Annotated in this window: 17 protein-coding genes and 13 tRNA genes; 1 reads left to right on the top strand and 29 read right to left on the bottom strand. The window is 35.9% G+C overall.

Going from position 1 to position 21401, the window contains the following annotated elements:
* Window positions 1-74: 74 nt before the first annotated feature.
* Window positions 75-686, bottom strand: a complete 612-nt coding sequence (locus tag H6W53_RS10760; RefSeq protein WP_123956596.1) for a hypothetical protein — start codon at window positions 684-686, stop codon at window positions 75-77.
* Between the two features lie 169 nt (window positions 687-855).
* Complete coding sequence (locus H6W53_RS10765; protein WP_185206715.1) at window positions 856-2373, bottom strand: TROVE domain-containing protein; 1518 nt, start codon at window positions 2371-2373, stop codon at window positions 856-858.
* Between the two features lie 401 nt (window positions 2374-2774).
* Here H6W53_RS10765 and H6W53_RS10770 point away from each other — a divergent pair, with 401 nt between their 5' ends.
* Window positions 2775-3221 carry a VOC family protein gene (locus H6W53_RS10770; protein WP_185206717.1) on the top strand — a complete coding sequence of 149 codons (447 nt, stop codon included), beginning with the start codon at window positions 2775-2777 and terminating at the stop codon, window positions 3219-3221.
* Window positions 3222-3281: 60 nt separating this feature from the next.
* On the opposite strand, the gene H6W53_RS10775 is transcribed toward H6W53_RS10770, so the two are convergent.
* From H6W53_RS10775 to H6W53_RS10905, 27 genes are all read right to left on the bottom strand, one after another.
* Window positions 3282-3833: a 3'-5' exonuclease gene (locus H6W53_RS10775; RefSeq protein WP_185206719.1), complete on the bottom strand. Its 552-nt coding sequence runs from the start codon at window positions 3831-3833 to the stop codon at window positions 3282-3284.
* Window positions 3834-3941: 108 nt separating this feature from the next.
* Window positions 3942-4487 carry a 3'-5' exonuclease gene (locus H6W53_RS10780; RefSeq protein ID WP_185206721.1) on the bottom strand — a complete coding sequence of 182 codons (546 nt, stop codon included), beginning with the start codon at window positions 4485-4487 and terminating at the stop codon, window positions 3942-3944.
* A 92-nt stretch (window positions 4488-4579) separates the two neighbouring features.
* Window positions 4580-5143: a metallophosphoesterase family protein gene (locus tag H6W53_RS10785; protein ID WP_185206724.1), complete on the bottom strand. Its 564-nt coding sequence runs from the start codon at window positions 5141-5143 to the stop codon at window positions 4580-4582.
* A 193-nt stretch (window positions 5144-5336) separates the two neighbouring features.
* Window positions 5337-6206: a nucleoside hydrolase gene (locus H6W53_RS10790; protein ID WP_185206726.1), complete on the bottom strand. Its 870-nt coding sequence runs from the start codon at window positions 6204-6206 to the stop codon at window positions 5337-5339.
* A 276-nt stretch (window positions 6207-6482) separates the two neighbouring features.
* Window positions 6483-7427, bottom strand: a complete 945-nt coding sequence (locus H6W53_RS10795; RefSeq protein WP_185206728.1) for an MBL fold metallo-hydrolase — start codon at window positions 7425-7427, stop codon at window positions 6483-6485.
* A 200-nt stretch (window positions 7428-7627) separates the two neighbouring features.
* Complete coding sequence (locus H6W53_RS10800; protein ID WP_185206730.1) at window positions 7628-8644, bottom strand: RNA ligase, Rnl2 family; 1017 nt, start codon at window positions 8642-8644, stop codon at window positions 7628-7630.
* Between the two features lie 95 nt (window positions 8645-8739).
* On the bottom strand, window positions 8740-9111 hold the full coding sequence (locus H6W53_RS10805) for a cyclic-phosphate processing receiver domain-containing protein (RefSeq protein WP_185206732.1): 372 nt from the start codon (window positions 9109-9111) through the stop codon (window positions 8740-8742).
* Between the two features lie 11 nt (window positions 9112-9122).
* Window positions 9123-9899, bottom strand: a complete 777-nt coding sequence (locus H6W53_RS10810) for an ATP-grasp domain-containing protein (RefSeq protein WP_185206734.1) — start codon at window positions 9897-9899, stop codon at window positions 9123-9125.
* 112 nt (window positions 9900-10011) lie between these two features.
* On the bottom strand, window positions 10012-10497 hold the full coding sequence (locus tag H6W53_RS10815; RefSeq protein WP_029298559.1) for a ribonuclease H-like YkuK family protein: 486 nt from the start codon (window positions 10495-10497) through the stop codon (window positions 10012-10014).
* 173 nt (window positions 10498-10670) lie between these two features.
* Window positions 10671-10741 (bottom strand) — tRNA-Trp (locus tag H6W53_RS10820).
* Window positions 10742-10749: 8 nt separating this feature from the next.
* A tRNA-Gln gene (locus H6W53_RS10825) sits at window positions 10750-10822 on the bottom strand.
* Between the two features lie 88 nt (window positions 10823-10910).
* A tRNA-Phe gene (locus H6W53_RS10830) sits at window positions 10911-10983 on the bottom strand.
* Window positions 10984-11073: 90 nt separating this feature from the next.
* Window positions 11074-11147, bottom strand: a tRNA-Leu gene (locus tag H6W53_RS10835).
* A 311-nt stretch (window positions 11148-11458) separates the two neighbouring features.
* Window positions 11459-11531: transfer RNA gene (locus H6W53_RS10840), tRNA-Glu, on the bottom strand.
* Window positions 11532-11691: 160 nt separating this feature from the next.
* A tRNA-Tyr gene (locus tag H6W53_RS10845) sits at window positions 11692-11778 on the bottom strand.
* 697 nt (window positions 11779-12475) lie between these two features.
* Window positions 12476-12549: transfer RNA gene (locus H6W53_RS10850), tRNA-Met, on the bottom strand.
* Between the two features lie 98 nt (window positions 12550-12647).
* Window positions 12648-12719: transfer RNA gene (locus tag H6W53_RS10855), tRNA-Glu, on the bottom strand.
* A gap of 6 nt (window positions 12720-12725) precedes the next feature.
* Window positions 12726-12797, bottom strand: a tRNA-Pro gene (locus tag H6W53_RS10860).
* Window positions 12798-12865: 68 nt separating this feature from the next.
* Window positions 12866-12937 (bottom strand) — tRNA-Asp (locus tag H6W53_RS10865).
* A 5-nt stretch (window positions 12938-12942) separates the two neighbouring features.
* Window positions 12943-13015, bottom strand: a tRNA-Arg gene (locus H6W53_RS10870).
* Window positions 13016-13021: 6 nt separating this feature from the next.
* Window positions 13022-13095: transfer RNA gene (locus H6W53_RS10875), tRNA-Ile, on the bottom strand.
* A gap of 97 nt (window positions 13096-13192) precedes the next feature.
* Window positions 13193-13266 (bottom strand) — tRNA-His (locus H6W53_RS10880).
* 856 nt (window positions 13267-14122) lie between these two features.
* On the bottom strand, window positions 14123-15142 hold the full coding sequence (locus H6W53_RS10885) for a tetratricopeptide repeat protein (protein ID WP_185206736.1): 1020 nt from the start codon (window positions 15140-15142) through the stop codon (window positions 14123-14125).
* A complete protein-coding gene (locus tag H6W53_RS10890; protein WP_185206738.1) occupies window positions 15135-16832 on the bottom strand; it encodes an APC family permease in 1698 nt (565 codons plus the stop codon). Before H6W53_RS10890 ends, H6W53_RS10885 begins: the two co-directional genes overlap by 8 nt.
* Window positions 16822-19218: a hypothetical protein gene (locus tag H6W53_RS10895; RefSeq protein ID WP_185206750.1), complete on the bottom strand. Its 2397-nt coding sequence runs from the start codon at window positions 19216-19218 to the stop codon at window positions 16822-16824. The genes H6W53_RS10890 and H6W53_RS10895 overlap by 11 nt, the downstream gene beginning before the upstream one ends.
* The gene (locus H6W53_RS10900; protein WP_185206752.1) at window positions 19209-19952 is read right to left on the bottom strand and encodes a hypothetical protein; all 744 of its coding nucleotides are present in this window, start codon (window positions 19950-19952) and stop codon (window positions 19209-19211) included. The genes H6W53_RS10895 and H6W53_RS10900 overlap by 10 nt, the downstream gene beginning before the upstream one ends.
* Window positions 19925-21058 carry an AAA family ATPase gene (locus H6W53_RS10905; RefSeq protein WP_185206754.1) on the bottom strand — a complete coding sequence of 378 codons (1134 nt, stop codon included), beginning with the start codon at window positions 21056-21058 and terminating at the stop codon, window positions 19925-19927. The genes H6W53_RS10900 and H6W53_RS10905 overlap by 28 nt, the downstream gene beginning before the upstream one ends.
* Between the last annotated feature and the right edge of the window lie 343 nt (window positions 21059-21401).

Raw genomic sequence — 21401 nt, forward strand, 5'->3', positions numbered from 1 at the left:
AACAGTAGAATCTTCTTAACGTTCGTACAGCTTAATTTTCTTAACACCTTCATTTCATACGTCGGTTTTTAAATTTATATTTCTGTCAAAAGCTTAATAACTCTATCATTGAAATGTATTTGCCGTTCTTTTATTTTATTAATTTCAATTTGCAAATCTAATTCATCGACTTCAAAAACAGATTGTCTATTTTCCCATTCATTTAACAAGTCCTCGGTATAATCGGAAAATTGAATTTTACCATTTTCTTTTTTGTAGAAAATCCACGGATGCCCAATCCATAACTGTGACCAATCTGATGAACTATTTTCGAAAATATATTCCCAATTTTTGATATCCTCAAGATCTGCACAACATTGTGGCTCAAGGAGAAGTTCATTGTCTTTCTTTAAAAGAATTCCTCCATCAAAAAGCATCAAGTAATTTTCTTCTTCAATATCTATATCTTTATCATCGAAAATTATTTTTAAAATAATCTTCAGATTTTCATCGTCAATTGTTTCAATATCTACGAAATAAGAATCTTCCTCGATTAATTTTAGATTAAGATCTAAAGTAGATATAGCTTTTCGCCATCTATCATCCCGTTCTTCAGAACTTGAAGAGTCTGATAATTCAGGAATCTCATAGTCTTCCTGAGAATATTTAAAGGGATTGATTTCAATAACGTTAAAAAGTTGTATCATTTTTAGCATTTTTTAGCCCCGATCGCAGCATTTGTCTGAGCTCATTTTTAGGATTTCGGCTGTGGCGGCAAAGCCGCCACAGCCGAAATCCTAAAAATAGCGAGTGCGGAGAGCGGGATTAAGCTCCTGAAAATAATGTTTATTAGTTTTATTTTAAAAGCAGTGCCTTTTACAGCACTACTTTTTTAATCATTTCTACGGCAGATTTTTTGTCTTCCAAAGCATTCAGTACGTCGAAAATTTTATCGGACCAACCTGCGATAAGGTATACATCGTTTTGTTTGATATCCAAAGGCTGTCTTCCGTAACCCGCCAAGTCAAAAATATACAATTTTGCATTTGGGTGGAACCTTTTGTATTGATTCCATGAATTTTCAAAAGAATTTCGGGTTCCGTTGCTGTTCCAAAGCTGAGTATCAGTGAAAATCATCACTTTATCCACTTTTTCGCGTCTGTTCAGCAAATCTTCGATAACCAGATAACCGTTGGTGGAATACCCCACTTCGCCTTCTCTTTTATAGAATGCATCCACGTTTCTCAGAATACCGTTTTTAGGCATCGGAACTCTTTTCCAAGTGTCACCGAATATTCCTGAAATCACATTTTTGCACTGTGACTGCAGCATCATCGACATCAACAAACCGATATCGTACAGCAAAACTTTAGATCTTGGAGAAACCGACTTTTGCATTGAAGCGGAAACGTCTGCCGCGATCACCACCGAAGTATCGAATCCAAAACCTTTGATATTTTTGGCACTCACCAAAACCGCATCTTCCAATGCTTCGAGAATTGATGACAGATAAGGTGATTTCATACTTTTCAGTTCTCTGTACGCCGACAAGAATCTGAAAGGCAGTTGTTTTGAATTTCTCACGGCTTTTTCATCCGAAAGATAGCTGCAAACTTTCTGCATCGCATCCGAAGAAACGTTGGCCTCCAGAATATTTCTGAGGTTTCGCAAAGTTGCCATATAACCCAGTTTGTTACTGAAAATCAGTTCTTCCCATTTGTTTTTGAAGGCTGCTTTTCTTTCTGCATCATCGGCAAATTTTGTCTGTCCCAAAACGGAAAGTTCTACTTCCCAAGTATAAGGTGTTTCCAACGAATCGTTGACGATTTTATTGAAAATTGCCTGTTGGTTTTCATCTTTTGCTTTCGGGTGAACCAGAAACAGGGCGTCTTTCAGAGTTACTTCCGCTTTTCTGTTGTATTTGGCGAACTGGTATTCATCAAATTTATTGAATGATTTTACCAGACCTTTCTGAATTTGCTTTGACAGTTTGTTGAGTTTTTTAAGATCTGTTCTTTCGTTTGCCAATTGGTAATACGCCAAAAGTTCAGTAATTTCATCTGCTCTCTGAATAACTCCGTCGATGGTTCTGCTTACTAAGTCTGTACCTGAAGTCTGCTTCGCCAATTCGGTCGTCAAAACCAACGGAATGGAACGCAGATACATATCTTTTCTTGCGTAAACCGCCAGTTTTGCTACGAATTCAGGATCATTTTTCTGAATCAGGGACTGAATTCTTGTGAGTCTTTCATTTCCTTTTTCATAAGTGGTATTGGACAATCCTGTTGTAACAACAGCACTGTACAATTCTTCTGCAGGTGTCATCGTATAAGCTTTTGCACCTTCGTAGTTCGTTACTACTTTATTCTCTTTTCTTAAAAAATTAAATTTCATGGTTACTGTTTTTTTGTTAAACATTTCAGGATTATCACTTTCTCCCTGATTTCTGATGCAAAGTAAGAATGCTATTGCGCAGTGTTTTTGCGTAGTATATTTTTTTTGAAAAAAATTTTTATTTAAACACTAATTGCACGGATTTTTGCACTAATAAAACAGATTTTTTATTCTGAAATCTCAGAACTCGTTTTAAAATAGATTCTTCATTCCGCCTTACTTCATTCAGAATGACAAACATAACGCTGAACCAACAACAATAGACAATTAACAGGCAACCAATAACCATTAACAATCAGCCAAAAGAAAAAATCTATTATTCATTTTATATAAAGGAATTAATAATTGGGGGTTTATGGAAATACGTTTTTATAGATTTGTTTCATTAAAATTTTAAACTTATGATTAAAGGATTGTACGAGACTCATGTTCAGGTGAGTGATCTGGAAAATGCAATAAAATTCTATACTGAAGTCTTGGGATTGGAATTTGCCCATAAAGAAGAAAACCGAAGAATTGCTTTTTTGTGGATCGGAAAAAACAAGGAATTCATGTTGGGATTATGGGAGCAGAAGGAAAATCTTCAAACAAGGCATTTTGCTTTTACTGCTGATAAAGAAGATATTTTAAATTACTCAGTTGAGTTTTTAAGAACTAAAAACCTGAAACCTTATAATTTTCTGAAAGACGGCATTGAAAAACCGATGGTTTTTGCATGGATGCCTGCTTTAGCCATTTATTTTAATGATCCGGATGGAAATCAACTGGAGTTTATCTCGGTTTTGGATGGTGACGGAAAACCGGAGTTGGGCGTGCTTTCTTATGAGGAGTGGATGGAAAGGAAATAAAAAAACTCCCTTTTTGAAAGGAAGTCCTCGTTACATTTTTCAGATTACTGAATTGTTATATTAGTATTGTTGCAAACACCAATGCAAAATTTTTGCAATATTTTTAGCATCATCCACGCCTCTGTGATGTGTCCCTTCAAGTGTAAGATTCAGTTCGCCTAAAGCTCTTGCCATACCTACACTTTTACGAATCGTGGGATGCAGTTCTCCGAATAAAGTTTTCACATTGATGTGGTCATCGCTCAAAGGATAATCTACATTAAATCTTCTTGCCTGATTTTGAAGCATATTAAGATCATAATTTCCGTAACTTGCCCAGGTCAGATCTTCGGAATAGTATTCTGCTCTCAGAATATCTAATGCGTCTTCTAACAAAACGCCTTCGTCATCAAGCATTTGTTGTGTAATGGATGTCAGTTCCGTACAGAACGGACTTACTTTCGAATATTGGGGTTTTACTAAAATTCCCTCATTTTTGGAAATTTTTCCGGTTTTTGCATCCATGATGCACACTCCGATTTCTATGATTTCGCTTTCCTGACCTCTCGGCGGTCGGTCTTCCCAACATGTGGCTTCGAGGTCTATAATTAATATGTTGTCTGTTGTTTTCATTGTTGTATTATTTAATTGTTAAAGGTTGGAAGGTGGATGCGGGAAGATAGAAGTTTTTACAGCGTGTAATTTACTTCCTGCCTCCACCTTCAGACTTTCAACCCAAATTCACCTCAAAATTTCTCTTAAAATTCTGGCGGCGTTGTAAGCATCGTCTGCTCCGCTGTGATGATTTCCTTCAAAATCCATGTTCATAAAATGTAAGGCTCTTTTTAAACCCATCATTTTAAACAGTCCATTGTATTTTTTGAACTGATACATAATATTGATGTAGTTTTCGGAAAAAGGATTTTCGATACCGAGATAATCGCACTGTTCCATGATCTGCTCTTTGTCAAAGTTTCCGAAACCTGCCCAAGTAAGCTGAGCTGAGTGATATTCATCTTTGATTTTTTCGCAGGCTTCTTCGAAATAGATTCCTTTTTCTTCGATGAGCTGCGGTGTAATTCCTGTAAGTTCTGTACAAAATTTATTGATTTTAGATCTTTCGGGAATTACATAAATGCTTTGTTTTTTGGAAATTTCCTGCGTTGTTCTGTTTAATTCGCAAATTCCTATTTCTATAATATCGGTTTTTTGGCCGGCGGGAATTCTGTCGTTTTCCCAACACGTGGCTTCCAAATCGATAATTACGATTTCGTTTGTTGTTTTCATGATTTTGATTTTAGGTTGGAAGATGCGAGCAGGAAGATGGAAGTTTCACACTATGAAAATACTTCCAGCCTCAAGCTTCAGACTCCCAACTTTTAATTTCTCGGTGCAAACGGCGGTGTCCATTTTTTCCTTTTCATGATTTCCTTTACTTCTTCGTAAGAAACCGGATAAAAATTATGACAATCAACTCCTACATCGAAGCTCAGAGCCATTTCATCGTCGGGTAATGTTCCGTGCGAATGACCGTAAAGCTGCCAAACGCCGCGGTGTGAGCCGTTCCATGTTCTCATGGAGTAATGAAAAAGGATAATTTTCTGTTTGCCGTTGCTGTTTTCAGGCTCATCAATTTTCAGTTCGTGATAATCTCTGATGGAAGCAAATCGTTTTGGATAGGTCAACGCTGCACCTTCATGGTTGCCTTTTATCAAATGAATGTTTCCATTTAACCGGTCCAGAATTTCTTTCGTGAAATCCGGTTTGCCTAAACTCATATCACCTAAATGATAAACGGTGTCATCTTTACCGATCTTCTCATTCCATCTTTTGATGAGTTCTTCGTTCATGTGTTCTAAAGACTCAAAAGGTCTTTCGGAGAATTTTATAATATTTTCGTGACCAAAATGATGGTCTGCTGTGAAAAATATGTTTGGTTTCATTTTTTTAATTGTTTGTTTTTAACTACAATATTTCACTATTTCCTCTATCATTCTGAACGGAGCGAACTGGAGTGAAGAATCTCTAATAATTGATGTTGAGATTCTCTGAACTTCGTTCGCATCCTTTCAGGCTGTGTCAGAATGACAAACTTGCTGATTAAAATTGCAGTTTTAGTTTAATAATATTAATTCGTTAAGGTTTCATCACCATCCACAGATCTTTGAAATCCGGAATGTGAGTTGTAATCAATGATGAATTGTATCCAGAGCTTTCTTTTACTTCACGGGAACCCCATTCACCACGCTGTCTGTAAGGAATTACTTCTGCCCAGACTGCTTTTGATGGATCTATCGCCAATAAAGCTGCCACAGTATCATGAAGTGCCTTTTCTTTGAGTTCAACAGCTTTAAGAAATAGCTTCAATCCTTTATTTTCATTTCGAAAGGAGATCAGGATTTCTGCATCTTTCTTTGTAAAAACAGCAGCGTGACAAACATTTTTGCTGATCATCCGTCTCTCAGTCATTGGTATTGAAAGCAGCTTTTCTGCAGCCAATGGATTTCCATTCAGATTGAATGTCGCACAGGTAATTTTTCCGTCAAATTTTTCCAGTCGATGTTCTTTTGGGACAATATTGTCGCCTGCAAAACCACCCTGACAAAACCAGCGATCGAAGAAAACTCCGGTTTCCCACAATGAATGCGGATTTGTAAGTGCTGCTCCCGTCAGTAAAGTACAATCGGGAAATTGATGGAGTGTTTCAGCCATAATGTTTGCTGCCGTATCATCCGCTTCTGAATCTTCAAATTTTCCGATCCAGTCTTGGTAAAAACCCGAAACACGGCTCGCCGAAGATTTTGGAGTTCCTGCACCGACGCGGACATCTTCTCTGTCCAGAATTTGCAGAACACGTTTTACAAATCCTATCTGATCTTTTCCTCCCGGATGTACGGATACGCTTGCGAGATGAACCTTGGGATGCGTTGCCAAAACAGCCAACGTCATCGAATCATCAGGATCAGCCGTTTCCATATCGAAATGAAAAGGTAATTTATTTTGCATGATTATTTTTAGTTTTTTTAATTTTAATTGAATAAATAATTTTAATTAATTGATTTATAAAATCATATTAATTTATCGCAAAGAAAAACAAAAGATTTTTTTACTTATTGAAAGTTGGTAAGCTAAACAAAGGCACTTCGTTTATTTAAAAAAGACAAAAATGGTATTACTTTGATCAATTTTACGCCTTTGTATATCTTAAAAGCTGAATTCTTAATAATTGAAACTCTTTGTTTTACCTTGCGTTTAAGAAGACTTATCACGAACTCAGGTTAATTAATTTCCCTGAAATGCTTTATAAAAAGCGGTTTCAATTTCCAGTTGATCGCTTTCGACATATCGTCTTGAAAAGTGAATAGGAACGGCTTCTTTTACTTCACATTCTTTCATGATTTTACCGGATGCAGAAGCAAAACTGTGATGGTTGATCTTTGCAAATTCCTGATCTTCATCTTTGTAAAAAGTTTCGATGTACACCATATCCGCTTCCCTGAAAACTGTTTTGATCTTTTCATAATTGTCCTCGCAGACTGCGTGATCCATGATTACGCCTAATTTATATCCTTTGTTTCGAGTCAGAAAGTGAAATAAATCGGAGGCTTTATAAACCGTTCCTTCAATTTCAATTTCTTTTTTGGAATCGTTGTTTTCAAAGGCTTTCTTCAGTTCGCTGATCCATTTTCCTTTTTTGAATTCTAAACCGTTTTCATTAAAAGCAACCGAATCTTTTTCTCTGAATAAATACGCAATGGAATCTGTTTTGTGATCTAAAATTGCAAAATCAACATTCACATATTCGTCTTCAAAAAGGAAATGCTGAGTTTCTATCAATTCCAGATTCCAATGTGGAGGACGAATTTTATAGACATTAATTTCTTCTTTAGAAACGATTTCTCTAATCTCATATTCAATCGCATTTTCATCAATTAAATTCCAAGTGTAAGATTTTAATCTTGCTTCAATTTGCTGATGAATATTTTTCGGTCCGCAAATCACTATTTTTTCTCCGCTTCCAATCTGATGTCTGAAAATTCCGTCGAAATTGGAAAAATGGTCGATATGAGTATGACTGATGAATATCGCCGAAACGGATTGTACTTCTTTCACCGTCAGCAAACTCGCTTCACCGCAATCACACAGATAATGCTTTGCTGAATTCGGGACTTTTATTAATATACTGATGTCTTCTTTTAATAGACTTTTTATTTCTGCCTGTACCATTTTTTCTAATTTTTTATAAACTATAAAGTTTACACTCAGTTTGTCATTCCGTAGGAATCTAAGCGTATAATTTTTTATTATTTCTACAAACTTTGCTTAGATTCCTACGGAATGACAAAGAGTGCGTTTAATAATAAAATATTTTAACTTTTATGGTTCAATTTAACACATAAAAAGTTCCGGTAAATATATTACCGAAACTACACTTTTAGAGTCATTAACTCTTCTTTTATCACATCAATGACCAAAGAATTCAGTTTTTTATTGATTCTTTTCTGTTCTTCTTTTTCTATGGTGGTAAAAACTTTCGGGAAATCTTTTTCAAAATCTTCTAAAATATCCTGAGCAAAAATGCCGATCACTTTCCCAATCATTTTGGGTTCGAATTCACCAATTTTGCTGACCACATTGTTTAGCCTGTTTACAGTTGCATATTTTTGGATTTCTTCCCAGATATTCTGAGCTTTTTCACTAAAGCTGATTTGCTTTTGAGCGGTTTTTTCCTGTTTTCTTACCACTTTAGATTTTTCAATCCATTTTTCATTTTTATTTTTCAAAATGACTCTTGAGCCGTTTCCAAAATATCTGGTTTTTAAAGTTTTCACAATGGTTCCTTCACACCTATTGTTCTCGATTTCAGGAAGTCCAAGCCAGCCCGGAATTTTAGAATCGAAAACATTCGGAAACTTCAAAGCATCTTCCAAAGTTCCCTGAAAAAGAATTTTTGCATAGAAAAATCCGGTTTCTTCGAAAATTTCATTCACCACATCGGTATCCAGATAAGTAGTTCCGTTCAGCTTAATGTCGAATGCGTAAAATTCGTTGTGCGGAGCATATTCAATACCTTTCTGCACTTTTACCGCATCTTTTACAGGTTCCACTTCTTTGTGTTTGTAACCTCCGCCGAACAATTCACCGTAGATCACAACCGTTTCAACATCGGGATGAATATTTTTCACTTTTTCGAATACTTCGATGACGTTTTTTCTGTAACGTTCTAAAATCTGATGTGCGTTGAAGAATTTTTCATCCTTTTCGATGAAAGCAGTTCTTTTGCCGATTTTAATTTCCTTTCCGTCGGTAAAGAAAGAGAAATTAGCTCCGTGAACCTTCTCCTGCACGATGAAAACCTCATCCCAAAAACCCTGAATCCTGATCTGATCGATTACGCGGGTCTGGTAAGCGTTTTCTATTGAGTTATATGTTTTGAAAATCATTTTTTTTAATTTTTTGATTTGTTTTTACTTAAACCTCACAGGTTTTGAAAACCTGTGAGGTTTCATTACTGTATCTATCAGCCTAAAAATATCCATTACCATTTTTTAAAGTTTTTTAAAAGGCTTTCAATATTTTCCTTTCCGACAGGATTCATGGAATGGCAATAGAACTGTGGCAAATCCAAATAATTATCCATGCAATATTCTACCAGCCATTTTGCACAATCGTAGCCTGTTTTTTCCACAAATTCCTGAGAATCGGGTTTCAAATAATGTTCATCGGCAAGATCGTTGTCAAAAGAGATCATTTCCGGAAGTCCTTTTTCCAAAATCCTGTTGACAAACTGTTCGTAATTCCGAACGATATGCCAGTCTTTTCTGAGGAAAATATCCTGTTTGGTATAATGATCCGCTTCAACAGGATATCGTATATCATCCAGAAACAGTAATCTTTTTGTTAGTTCCATTGCTTATTTTTTTAATTTGAAAAGTAAATATTCAAAGCTTTGATAATACTTTTCACATTTGTATTCGGATAAAATCCTGAACTGTTGATACAGTTGATTTCAACAATTTTCCAGCCTTTATCGGTTAAACAAATATCCATTACAAAAGCTTCTTCCAAATTGAAAAGTTTGATCATTTCATTGGCGAAACTCAATCCGTCTTCTGAAACTTTTTCCTCAAAAGGAGCATGATAATTGAATTTATAATATCCTGCATCGATAATCTGTCCGCCAACAATCCAAAGTCTTGCTTCTTTGATCGTTCGTTTTGCTTCAGAAATCTGAACCAAAGAATCTTCTGTAATTCTGTTGGTTTGATCTTGCAATGCTTCAAAAGCAAAATCTTTCCATTCTGTTTCTGTGAAAACTTTTCCTGTAAAAATTTTAGCTTCATTGTATGGTTTAATGAATTTGAGTTCATCTTTTTTCCAAATCAATTCTTCTGAAATTTTATGTACGGAAACTTTGTGGTTGAGAAGGTTTTCACCATAATATTTGGAATACACTTCATACAAATGATTGCCTCCGTAAAAAGAACCGGGAAACCAATCTGTATTTTGCTTTGCCAATCTTGCAATCGTCACCGAACCATATACGAAAACATCTTTTCGGTCTGTTTCGAAGTCAATTTTTTGTGCGGTTGGAGGAATATTAATTACGCTGTAATCAATATTTAATTCTTCCAAAGCATCAAAAATTTTGTAATGATCGGGATCTAAATATACATTAGCCTGAACTAAAAAATACATGGTTATTAATTTTTTAAGGTTTTTATTTCTTGGATGGAAGCTAGAAGCTGGATGAGGGAAGTAATCGAAGCGTTTTAAACTTCCATCTCCCATCATCCCACTTCCAGCTATTTTACACCATCATATCAGCACAATTGGAACTTGCGAAGGCGTAAGGTTTTGCTTTAAACACATATCCCATTCCCAGAATATATCCCATTGCGTCTCTTAAGGCAACATTGGATTTGAAATCCGGATCGGTGTTAATGTCTGCGTGTACCTCCATTTCCACTCCATAAGCATCCAGAACAGCGCAAATAGCGTAAGCAATTTCTACGGATTTGTTCACCTCGTTCAGCATACGTTCTTTGATACTGATAGTCTGTATTTCTCTTTCTTTTCTGATAAAGGTAAACGCTCCTTTTCCCTCACGAATAAATACTACTGCCGTAGCATAATTAATGGCATCCCCATATACATGGGAATCTGAACCTACACAAACCTTCAGTCGGTGTCCATTTGCCTGTTCGCGGATGATGGCTTCTTCTACCAGTTGGGTGATAGAGTTTTGGAAAATTTTTCCTGTCATGTTCTGCCATACTTGTTGTTGCGTTTCCATTTTTTCTACATGTTTTGTATTTGTTTTAATATTTGTTTTAACGCAAAGTGCGCTAAGTTTTTTTATCTACTATTTGTTTTTAAGTTCGCAAAGGCGTTTCACTCAGCTAAGAACACAAAGCTTTTTTAAATTCACTTGCGAAGCAAATTGACCATTGACTATTAACATTCCTGCACTCCGAACCGGACTCGAACCAATACCATCAGTTTTGGAGACTGAGATGCTGCCATTACACTATCGGAGTAGTTTTTGTTGATTCATCAGGACTCGAACCTGAACAACAAGAGTCAAAGTCTTGTGTGCTGACCAATTACACTATGAATCAGTTTTATAAGTAATGAGTAATAGGTAATTAGTAATTTTTTTGCGCATAATTCATTACTTATTGCACACTACTTATTACTTATATCTCGTGGAACAGACAGGAATCGAACCTGTACCTTTAGTTTTTCAGACTAACGTGCAGACCTGCTACACCACTCTTCCAATTTTATAGGTAATGAGTAATTGGTAATCAGTAATATTTTTTGCCTGCAATTTATTACCCATTGCTTATTACCGATTACTTATATTCTGTACGGGAAGAGGGATTCGAACCCCCAAAACCTTGAGCCTAAATCAAGTGTGTCTGCCATTTCCACCATTCCCGCGGATTTCATTAGTAATGAGTAATTGATAATCAGTAATAAAAATTATCTTCTATAAATTTATAATTCGTATTAACCTTCAATAATTATTCATTGCTCATTACTTATTACTTATATTTTTAGGTTCGAGAAAAGCCTGTCTATATTTATAAACTATGCCTGTAATGTTTTTTAAAGATCTTCTGCGCTCGACAGACCTTTCTCTTTCCATTTAACCTATTTCTTTGTGAATTGTCAATCGTCAATTTACTTCGTAGTCAATTATTAAATTCACTTGCGGAGCAAAATTCACCATTCACCTTTTCACTTTCCTGTACTCTATAAGGGAATCGAACCCTTGTTTTCTGCTCGAAAGGCAGGCGTCCTGAACCGTTAGACGAATAGAGCGTTTTTGTTGTGAATTGTTAATAGCCAATTTCTTTGCAGTCATTTTTTTAAATTGACAATTGACTATTTACCATTCACTTTTTTTGACCATCTGACCAGGAGTCGAACCTGAACAACAAGAGTACATTTCCTGCATGCTGCCATTACATTATCAGCGGTATGGTGGAAGTAGTAGGATTCGAACCTACTCAGCAATGAAGCAATAGATTTACAGTCTGCCCCGACTCTCCAGCTTCGGCGTACTTCCCTTTTTTCATGAGTAATAAGTAATTGGTAATGAGTAATATTTTCCAACTAACTTTTTTAATCTTTAATTTTTGAAGAAAAACAAAGCCTGTCTTAATTTTTAGTTTGATGTAAGAACTTCTGCGCTCGACAAACTTTTTCTTTCTTCGGAACTAATCTCATTTTAGTTATTTGAGATGGTTATGGGATTGTTCATAACCATTTTTATTCTTTTTATCTGAATTCACGAATGTTTCACATTTCAAACCCACTCAGCTTACGCAACGGTTTTGCAGACCGCCCCGACTCTTCCACTTCGGCGAACCATCGTTTTTATGAGTAATCAGTAATGGGTAATGAGTAATTTCCCAATATTCTGATTATTCTTTTTTATTTAAATTTTCATTAAAAATAAAGTCTGTCTTAATTTTTGTTTGATGTAAGAACTTCTGCGCTTTGACAAACTTTATTTGATCTAAAATTTATAATATGTTTAAAAATTTCATTATCTCGCTTCAAAATGAGTTAAGAAAAAGCCTGTCTATATTATATCGTGTTTTTGGCTAAAGATCTTCTGCTCTCGACAAGCCTTTTCTTTTTTCTTTTTGAAACAATTAACTTAGTTTGAATTGTGAATAGTCAATTATCAATTTGCTTTGCTTGTCAATTTTTAAATTCACTTACGAAGTAAAGTTCACCATTGACTATTCACTTTTCTGTAATTTCGGAAGGACTCGAACCTTCAACCTTCGGCTTATGAAACCGATACTCTAACCTATTGAGCTACGAAATCGTTTTTAATTTGGTGAATAGTCAATTGTCAATTCGCTTTGCTTGTCAATTTTTAAATTCACTTACGAAGTAAATTCACCATTGACTATTCACTTTTTGCACTCCATAAGGGAATCGAACCCTTGTCGTTCGGTAGAAAGCCGAATGCACTAACCTCTATGCTAATGGAGCAAACTGTCTGGAAAGCAGGGTTCGAACCTGCGACCTCCCGCGTCCAAGGCGGGTAAACAACCACCGTTATCTTTCCAGTTTTGCAGATTCACTTCCATTTTCTTTTCCGGGAGACAGCCGAAGCCGAAATTTTCCGTGAATCTTTGCGGTCTATGCGAGAATCGAACTCGCAGTGCCCGAGAGACAGTCGGGAAGGTTAACCATTACCTCAATAGACCTTTTGTGATTCCGAGAGGATTCGAACCTCTATATTTGGTTTAGAAGACCAACATTCTATCCTGTTGAATTACGGAACCTTTTTGTAATCCCAGAAGGACTCGAACCTTCAACCTTCGACGTATCAGGTCGATGCTCTATCCAATTGAGCCATGAGATTGTTTTTAATTTGTGAATTGTTAATCGTCAATTCGTCTTGCTCGTCAATTTTTAAATTCACTTACGAAGTAAAATTCACTATTAACTATTCACATTTTTGGGGTATCTCCGGGGATCGAACCCTGTTCTCCGGTGCCACAAACCGACGCTTTACCAAATAAGCTAGAGAAACCATATACCATAAAAAAAGCGCCTCTTTTCGGGAGGCGCTTTATATTTCTGGACGTGTCAGTTCATTAGCTGACCCATGTATATAAGCACCTTTTTCCCACAAATTCACTATCAAGAAGAATAACACAAGCATATCTTTGCCCCATCGGTTCTGTACCGCGTTGTCCTGAATATAAATTAGATATGTTATGTAATTGTTTCATTTTATTCTTGTTGTTTTAAAAATGTTTTTTTGAAAGGCTTGAAAACCTGTTGCTTTCAATTTTCGGTTGCAAAGTAAATATGATTTTTTTTAACTCGCAAATTTATTTTTCATTTAAATATTTGAAAATCAATTAATTATGTAATAATTTTAGAATAGAGAATTTCCGTCCGCAATACTTTGCAGATGTCTTAAATACCTAAATGACTGTCTCTCATCGGGTTACTGATCACGCTCTATTTTCTTATTAATTGTTCATTTGTTATTAAATAATTTTCATTTTTATGGTTATTTTTTTTCATTCTAAATAATTTCTGCTCTAAAAACACAAAAAACGCCTCGGTAATCGAGGCGTTTTTGCAGTATTTTGATAAAATTTTTACGGTTTTACAGTAAATAATTTTCAAAGCAAGCACATTTCGCCTCATAAGATATCATCCATTCATACCCAAACGACCCCTTTAGTACAGGGCGATCGCATAGATTTAAACTGATATGTGCTCTTTGTATTGTCATTATTTTATGGTTGCAAAGATAAATCTTTTTCTTAAAAGTTTTTTATTTTGTCTTTGCGAACTGAAAGTGAAGCAATCTATATTATATCATTTTACTTTGAGATTGCTTCGTCGCCTTGCTCCTCGCAATGACAAACAAATCAATTCCTGAATATCCTGTTCCTTCCCGTCTTATACCTGGAAATATCTTTCAAGATCACTTCATCATCCGGATTGAAATGCTTCAGTTCATTTACGATTTCTGAGCGGGTTGCTACTTTTTCGGCGATGATTTCATAGGCAATATTTCTTGTGGTCGATTGAAGTTTCGGATCTTTTTTAAATTCATGCTTCATGGCTTCAAGATAGGTAATCTTCTTCTCTGAAGGCGTTTTCTGATAAAGTTCCTGAATCTGCTGATCGAGTTTTTTCACATCAAAAATATTGGCAAAATAATTATTGAGACAGTTGAAGGCATCACGGTCTTCTTCCCATCCTTTCAGCAGAATTTTCTGTGCCTCATCGGGCAATTCCATTTTTTTACGGTAAATTAAAGAACCTTTTACCATCTGACTGTTGTTTACATAATCGTCCACCACCATCTGATAATAGATATTGGCATTTTTGGCATCATTCATTTTCCTGTAGAGATCGCCTACTTTTTCTTTCTGTTCGAGTTCTTTGTACAAATCGATTGCTTTTTTATACTGCTTTGCTTTTTCGTAGCAGTTTGCGGCTTCCGATTTATTTTTCAGTTTTTTAAGAAAAATTACTGCGGCTTCATTGTATAAGCCTCCGTCTTCCAGTGTTTTTGCTCCGCGATAGTAATCTTTCATCAAGTTCATGTATACTTTTGCCGCTCTTTTATAATCTTTTTCACTGATGTATTTCTGAGCCAGTTCTTCGTATTTATTCCTGATCTTATCGAAAAGGGATGCTTCCAGATAAAAATTTCCTCCTCCGTTTCTGCCTTTTCCCGAAGAGTTGTTTTCTTTTTCCTTTTTTTCCAACTGCATGAGTACCACAAAAATGATGAACGCAACAATGGCAAAAATCACTAGAGTTCCCACCACACTCCAAAAACTCTGATGGAAAAGCTGCGCCAGAATTCCGATTATTTTGATGATGGCGAGAATGAAAAAAGCCGCCATAAATTTGTCTGTAAATTTCTGTCTATTCATCCTTATCAGATTTTAAAATGGTTTCATCTTCGCTGAAAAGACGGTAAAGAAGCAATACAATGCCGATAATAAGAATCCATACAAACCAGTTGTACCCGAACATTTCGATCAGCGGATAGAAAATGTACGCCAACATCGCCATCAGAATAATCATTAGGAAAATCTTGGTTCCCGCCGGAACATTTTCACCGCCTACATTCAGCGATTTTCTTTTAACGAAGAAAGAATACAATCCTACCGCTCCCGTCATCGCAACAATCAGCCAGAAAATTTCTGTAAAAGAGGTGCTTTTTTCTTCCGGATTACTTTTTTCAGCGTTCAATGTCGAAATAGCAGGCGGAGTCTGTGGAAGTTCTTTCGTTCCGTACAGCCTTCCCAATGAATCTTCCACCAAAATGGCTTTCTTTTTCATAATGGTTTTTACAACTCCTTCATCGGCAGGTTTCCCTGAACCTGATTTCTGAATGGAATCTTTAATTTTCTCTCTGATTTTCCCTTCATTCTGAGCCAGATATTTTACAATTTTCTTTCGATATACTCTTTTTAATGAATCGGTTGCCGCATCTGTTTTGTCATTCAGCTTAAAAATATCATTCTGAATTTTATCAAGCGGTCTTCCACCGTTTTTGAGATATTCCTGATAACTTTTTTCACCCGGTTTGCTCATGCTTAGAGAGGCACTCATATGTTCTTTCATCAGTTCTCTCCGCTTTTTTCCGTACATGGAGTCGATTTTCATATCAATATCGGTAACTCCTGATTTGTACGCCACTACAGGAGCCATCATTGTTTTATCCCGAGTCTGGACTTTGCCTGAAGAAATGGATTGAGATTCTTTCGCTCCATCTTTATTAAGATTCATAAAAACTCTTGCTAAGCCGATCATTAAAAGGACAACCCAGAATATCCAACGGTAATTTCTACCGGAAGATTTTCCATCCAAATTGTCTTCCTCTTTTTTACCAAACAGTTTTTCGAGCCATGAATTTTTAAATTTGAAAATTCCGAAACCATCTCCTCTCGAAGTTCCCATAATATCCAACGGAACGCCAAGTTCTACAGCTCTGTCCGGATATTTTTCGATATATTTTAAATATTTTTCTATTTCCTTTTTATTTCCCACCATTACCTTTTTCATGTCAAACGGAAGATTTTTCATCCACTCTTCTTCGGTTTGCGGCTTTTCGAGAGATTCCAGAACTTTTTCATCGTCCATTTCAACGGTAAAACTTTCGATTTTCTGAGGAATCTGTACTCCTTTCGAGGGTTTTCTTACTTTATCTTCAGAGATCTCCGGATTCTGAATAATGGAAATCCAGTCGATTTCTTCATTTAATTTAACCAGACCAAATTCAGGATGCATGATGAGATATTCCGCATCGATATTCTGCCACTCTTCAGGATTTACTTTCGGATAAAAGACCGTATTTTCCGGAATAAAAAATCTATTGTCTACACATTGAAAGTAAGAATTTCTGCCAATTTCATTCGGAGCCGGATTTTTAAATACCAAAAAACATCCGTATAAAATATTCGGTTCTGTGGAAGGAATCGGGAACGACTGAATTTGATGTAAATCTATTCCTAATATTTCCATCTCGTTAAGCCATACAAGCGGCGAAGAACCTTTGATTAAAAGTCCTTTTTTGGGGTAATTATTTTTCGGAAAGGGTTTAATTCTAAGTTCCATATTCCCAAATTTGATCTATAAACCGTTCCATATATTCAACATACATTTCTTTCATTGTTCGCACTTTCAAAAGTGTATTCTGTGGCAGATAATATTCTGAGCCTCCGAATTCCGTGTTGGTTGCCAACGCCAGATTTCCATATTCTGTGGAAGGAATATAAAATTCGGGGATATTTTTGTTGCTGCTTTTAAAAGTCAGCATTCCGCGATTGTCCGTAATAATTTCGCTTCCGTCTGAAAAGGTAAATTTGTTTTTATTCTGCTCCGCACAGATTTCCAGCGGATCATTATTTCTGTAAAACGTGATGGAATCTTCGTTATATAATTTGTTTAATTCGTTATTTGAAATGACTAGCTTTTTTTCTGTATTGATTCCGATATTGTGGAAATTATTCAGGATTTTTAATCCACTGTGGATTAATTTGTTAAGTTCAGATCCAACTCTTAAATTATTTTTATAAATTTCTTTCTCATTCACAAATGCCTCTTCAAAACTAACATTTCCATCTATAGCAATTTTATTGCTGTAAGGAATATCATCCAAATGCAAATAAAAACTTTTATTAAAGTATATAAGTTGACTTTTAATAGGTATATTTCTTCCTGTCAAATTCAGCTCAGAATATTCTTTAGTATTTAAATTTAATTTGGAAATCAGCTTTTTATCGGGTTGATACTGGCATAAAATAAAGTCTCCCTGCTTATTTTTTGCCAACGCAAACTGACCTTTTGGCTTTACGGAAATATCATCAATTAAAATTTCGCAGCCATGATGCGTTTTATACGTGTCATAATAATTGCGGTTGTAATAATTGTCTGAAAGATAGGTTCTCAGCAACTGTTTTTTATTGCTTAAAATAAAAAATTCCCCTTCATAGAGAAAGGTTGCGATTTTATTGATCGGCGCAGGAAACAAAATCGGATAATTGAACGGAACATTTGCTTTTTTGCCGTTCCCTGAAAATTTACTTTCCCTTCTCTGTCTTCTTTCCGGCGGGTTTGCCCACAGTTCCTGCAACGGAAGCATAATTTTCTGGATGTGCTTTCTTGTTCCTTTATGATATTTGTAAAAGTTCAGCTCACCGTTTGCAGAAGTCGTCACCAAAAATTTCAGGCGGTCTCTGTTTTCTTGAATGATTTTCTGAAGATTTTGATGGCTTAAGTTTTCCTGATTCGTGATGAAAAAAACTTCCAGATCTTTTTCTTTATGTTCTTTATTAAAAAACTTTTCAAGTGCGCCTGAAACTTCCAGAACCGGACTTACATGATTGAGATTTTCCACTACTTCATCCACATTATCCAGAGACATCGGGATGATATTCTGTCCCAATGCAAAAACTTTGCATTCTGAAAGTGCTTTCGGATGTTTGATGACCGCAATTGCCGATGCAAACCCCAAAACTTTCGGGGTTCCCCAGTTTTTCAGGGAAGTATCAATTAAAATAATTCTTTCAAAAATATTTTCTTCGGGCGGAATTTCTCTTTGGATAAACAACGCTTCATTGTTTGCAACACGGTTCATGAAAATGTCGTCTTCATTGGCAAATTCAGACAAAAGCATTCTGTGAAGTTCGCCTTTATTCGTCATATCCGAGATTCCTCCAATCGGCTGTTCTCCGGGCGAAAGATGACGCATCGGGATTTTCAGACCGCTCCAGATCCTTTTAATCAAACTTCCGACCTGAAACGTTTTCGGCTCTTCAATAAGTTCCTGAATAAAATCTTTATCGGTTTCAACGGTGGTTTCTTCTTCCACCACTTCATCTTCCAATTCCGAAATATCTGTGAAACCTTTCATGGCATTGATAATGGATTTTCTAGTCGGAAATTTATTCTGAAGAAGCGCTAAAGTTTTAATATCTCTGTTAACCGCAATTGAAGTCAGAGGCTTTTTAACAGCAGCTTCGCCGATGATATGAGGTTTGGTCTCAAATATTTTTAAGATTAACCCTGAATTTACAGAGGAAACCCGATTGTGACTGTCTTTAAAAATGGTCTGTAAAAGAATGATTTTATTCTGTCCCCGCTTTAAAGAACTTCCGATACTGCTCAGATTTTCTAAAAATTTAATGACAAGATCTACATCGGATTCATTTTCCGCAAAATTATCTTTCTGTCTGTTCAGATAATAAAAAACGCCGTCTAAATTTAAGTAGCCATCATGAAGCGCATACAAAACAAGCAATAAAGAACCGAAAGGCGGAAGACCCTGTTCTTTAAGTTCCTTAAGAATTTCCATTACGTAGGGTCTGTACGCAATTGCGCCTACATTCGGGATCGAAATAAGGTTGTTTTCATTATATCGGGTGTCGTCCGGAACATCTTCGTCGGTTGTCCACTCCCAGAAATAATTGATATATGATTGGAAATATGCAATTATATCCATTCCTGTGATTTTTCAGTCAGTCGGAAAGAGCTTACGGATAATTTGCGGAAATCTTCTTTATTTAGGTAAAGAACATTTCCGTTTTCGTTCCATAAAAGCCACTGATCGCGACCTGCGTTATATTTTCTCTGTAATAAAGAGCTCATGTTTTTAAATTCAAAATCGCAACCTGTCGGTAAAAGATGTCCGTCTTTTGACCAAAATGTTTTTCCCGGAAAACTTAATAAAGGTTTTCCGATAAACAAAGCATTGTCATTAATTACCATCCAGTTGATTTTCTCCAGCTTAAATTTCGGCAGTGTGATTAAGGTTTCCCTGATTTCTTTTATTGAGCATAACAACGCTGTTGCGGGATGCTCTTCTTCGCTCGGTTTCAGTTTAATTTCAATTTTTCCGTCAATTCCGAAAAAATTATTATTGAATGACGGGAAAGTTAATCGCAAAGCTTTATCAATGGGAGTCCAAAGCAAAGCCGTTCTCATTTTTCTGCTCGGAACCAGAGCCTCTTTTCTGAATAAAAGTCCGTCTCTTAATTCATAAAGCAGAAAATTCGGTAACTGTTGAATTTCCGATGAAACCGCCTGTTCATCTGTAAAACCTTTCAGCCAGACCACATCTTCTTCTAAAGCAATCTGAACATTTTTCCAGTCGCGGATGGAGCCCAGAACATCTTCATCTGCACGTGGAATTTCTGCCCAGAATTCTTTTAGACCGTTTGAAGAATCTTTTGCCATAGATTTTCAATTTCCTGTTGAATGTACTGTTTCTGCTCAGGATTTCTGATCCACTCGCATCTCGTCTGAAGATATCTCAATTTATCTTTGATGACGTTCTGCTCTTCAAAACTCAAAGATCCCTGATTCCATTTTTCGACTAAGATTTTTACGTCTTTCATCACTTCTTCAGGGTTCGGCGTTTTGTTTTGCAATGCCTGCGGATGAGATTTCGGATGGTCATCTTTTTCAATCGTTCTGTTGATGATTCCTTCCAGAATTTCAATCTGTTCTTCGGTATCCCAAATGTGTTTCAATACCCATAAGTCTGATAAAATCGCTTCGTTTCTGCCACAAATTAAAGCACTTGCCGCGATAAGGTTCTGCAATTTAACGGCTCTACGGTCGGAAATGGCAATTCCTGTATTTCGGAGACTGATGATGGTGTTTAAATAGACTTCGTAAATGGGTCTTAAATCGACTGTTTTACACAAATTCTGAAGTTCTTTTATTTCGTGGGAAAGAATTTCGGGAGTTTCTGTTTCGGTATTATTTTCCAGTTTTCTTCCTGCTAAAAGCACCTGATGAAGAAGGTCGGGATGAACATAATCTACATTAATTCTGATGAGAAAACGGTCGAACAAGGCGTTCAATGCTTCGTCTTCGGGAAGAACGTTACTCGCTCCCACGAACATGAGCGCAGGAAGATGTTTGGTTTCTTTTCCTCTTTTAAAAATCTTTTCATTTAAAGCCATCAAAAGGGAATTCAGAATGGCTGAATTGGCATTGAAAATCTCATCCAGAAAAACCATCGATGCTTCAGGCATCATTCCTTCGGTATTGGTTAATAATTCTCCTTCTTTTAATTTTCGAATATCAAAAGGACCGAAAATTTCGTTCGGTTCGGTAAAACGGGTTAATAAATATTCGAAGTTTTTTCCGTCTTTCACTGTTTTTGCCAACGTCCTTACAATGGCAGATTTTGCGGTTCCGGGAGGTCCGTATAAAAAGGCGTTTTCTCTTGCCAGAAGACAGATTCCCAATAAATCGACGACATCGTTTTTTCCGACAAATGTGTCTTTGACGTGGTTAAGAACGGTGTTTAATTTTTCTATATTTTGAGTCATTTGTTTTTATGTTATAATTTTTCTTGATGGAAATTATTATTTTTTTTGAACTGTTTTTTTAACGAAAAGTCCGCAAAGTTTCTTTTAACTACTAACTGTTTTTAAGTTCGCAAAGGTACTTCGACAAGCTCAGCATAAACTATTCACTTAACAAAGCGAGCAAAGGTCTAAATTTATTGTTATTTTTCTTTTTTGACGAAAATTATTGTTTTTTTGAACTGTTTTTTTAACACAAAGTCCACAAAGTTTTTATTTACTTTCTATATATTTTAACCATTAAGATTTATTAAGGGTTTAAGATTAGTTAAGAGAAATAAATTTCTTAAGCTTGCCTTTAATTTGC

Source organism: Chryseobacterium sp. C3 (assembly GCF_014218905.1).
In the GTDB taxonomy this organism is placed as follows: domain Bacteria; phylum Bacteroidota; class Bacteroidia; order Flavobacteriales; family Weeksellaceae; genus Chryseobacterium; species Chryseobacterium mucoviscidosis.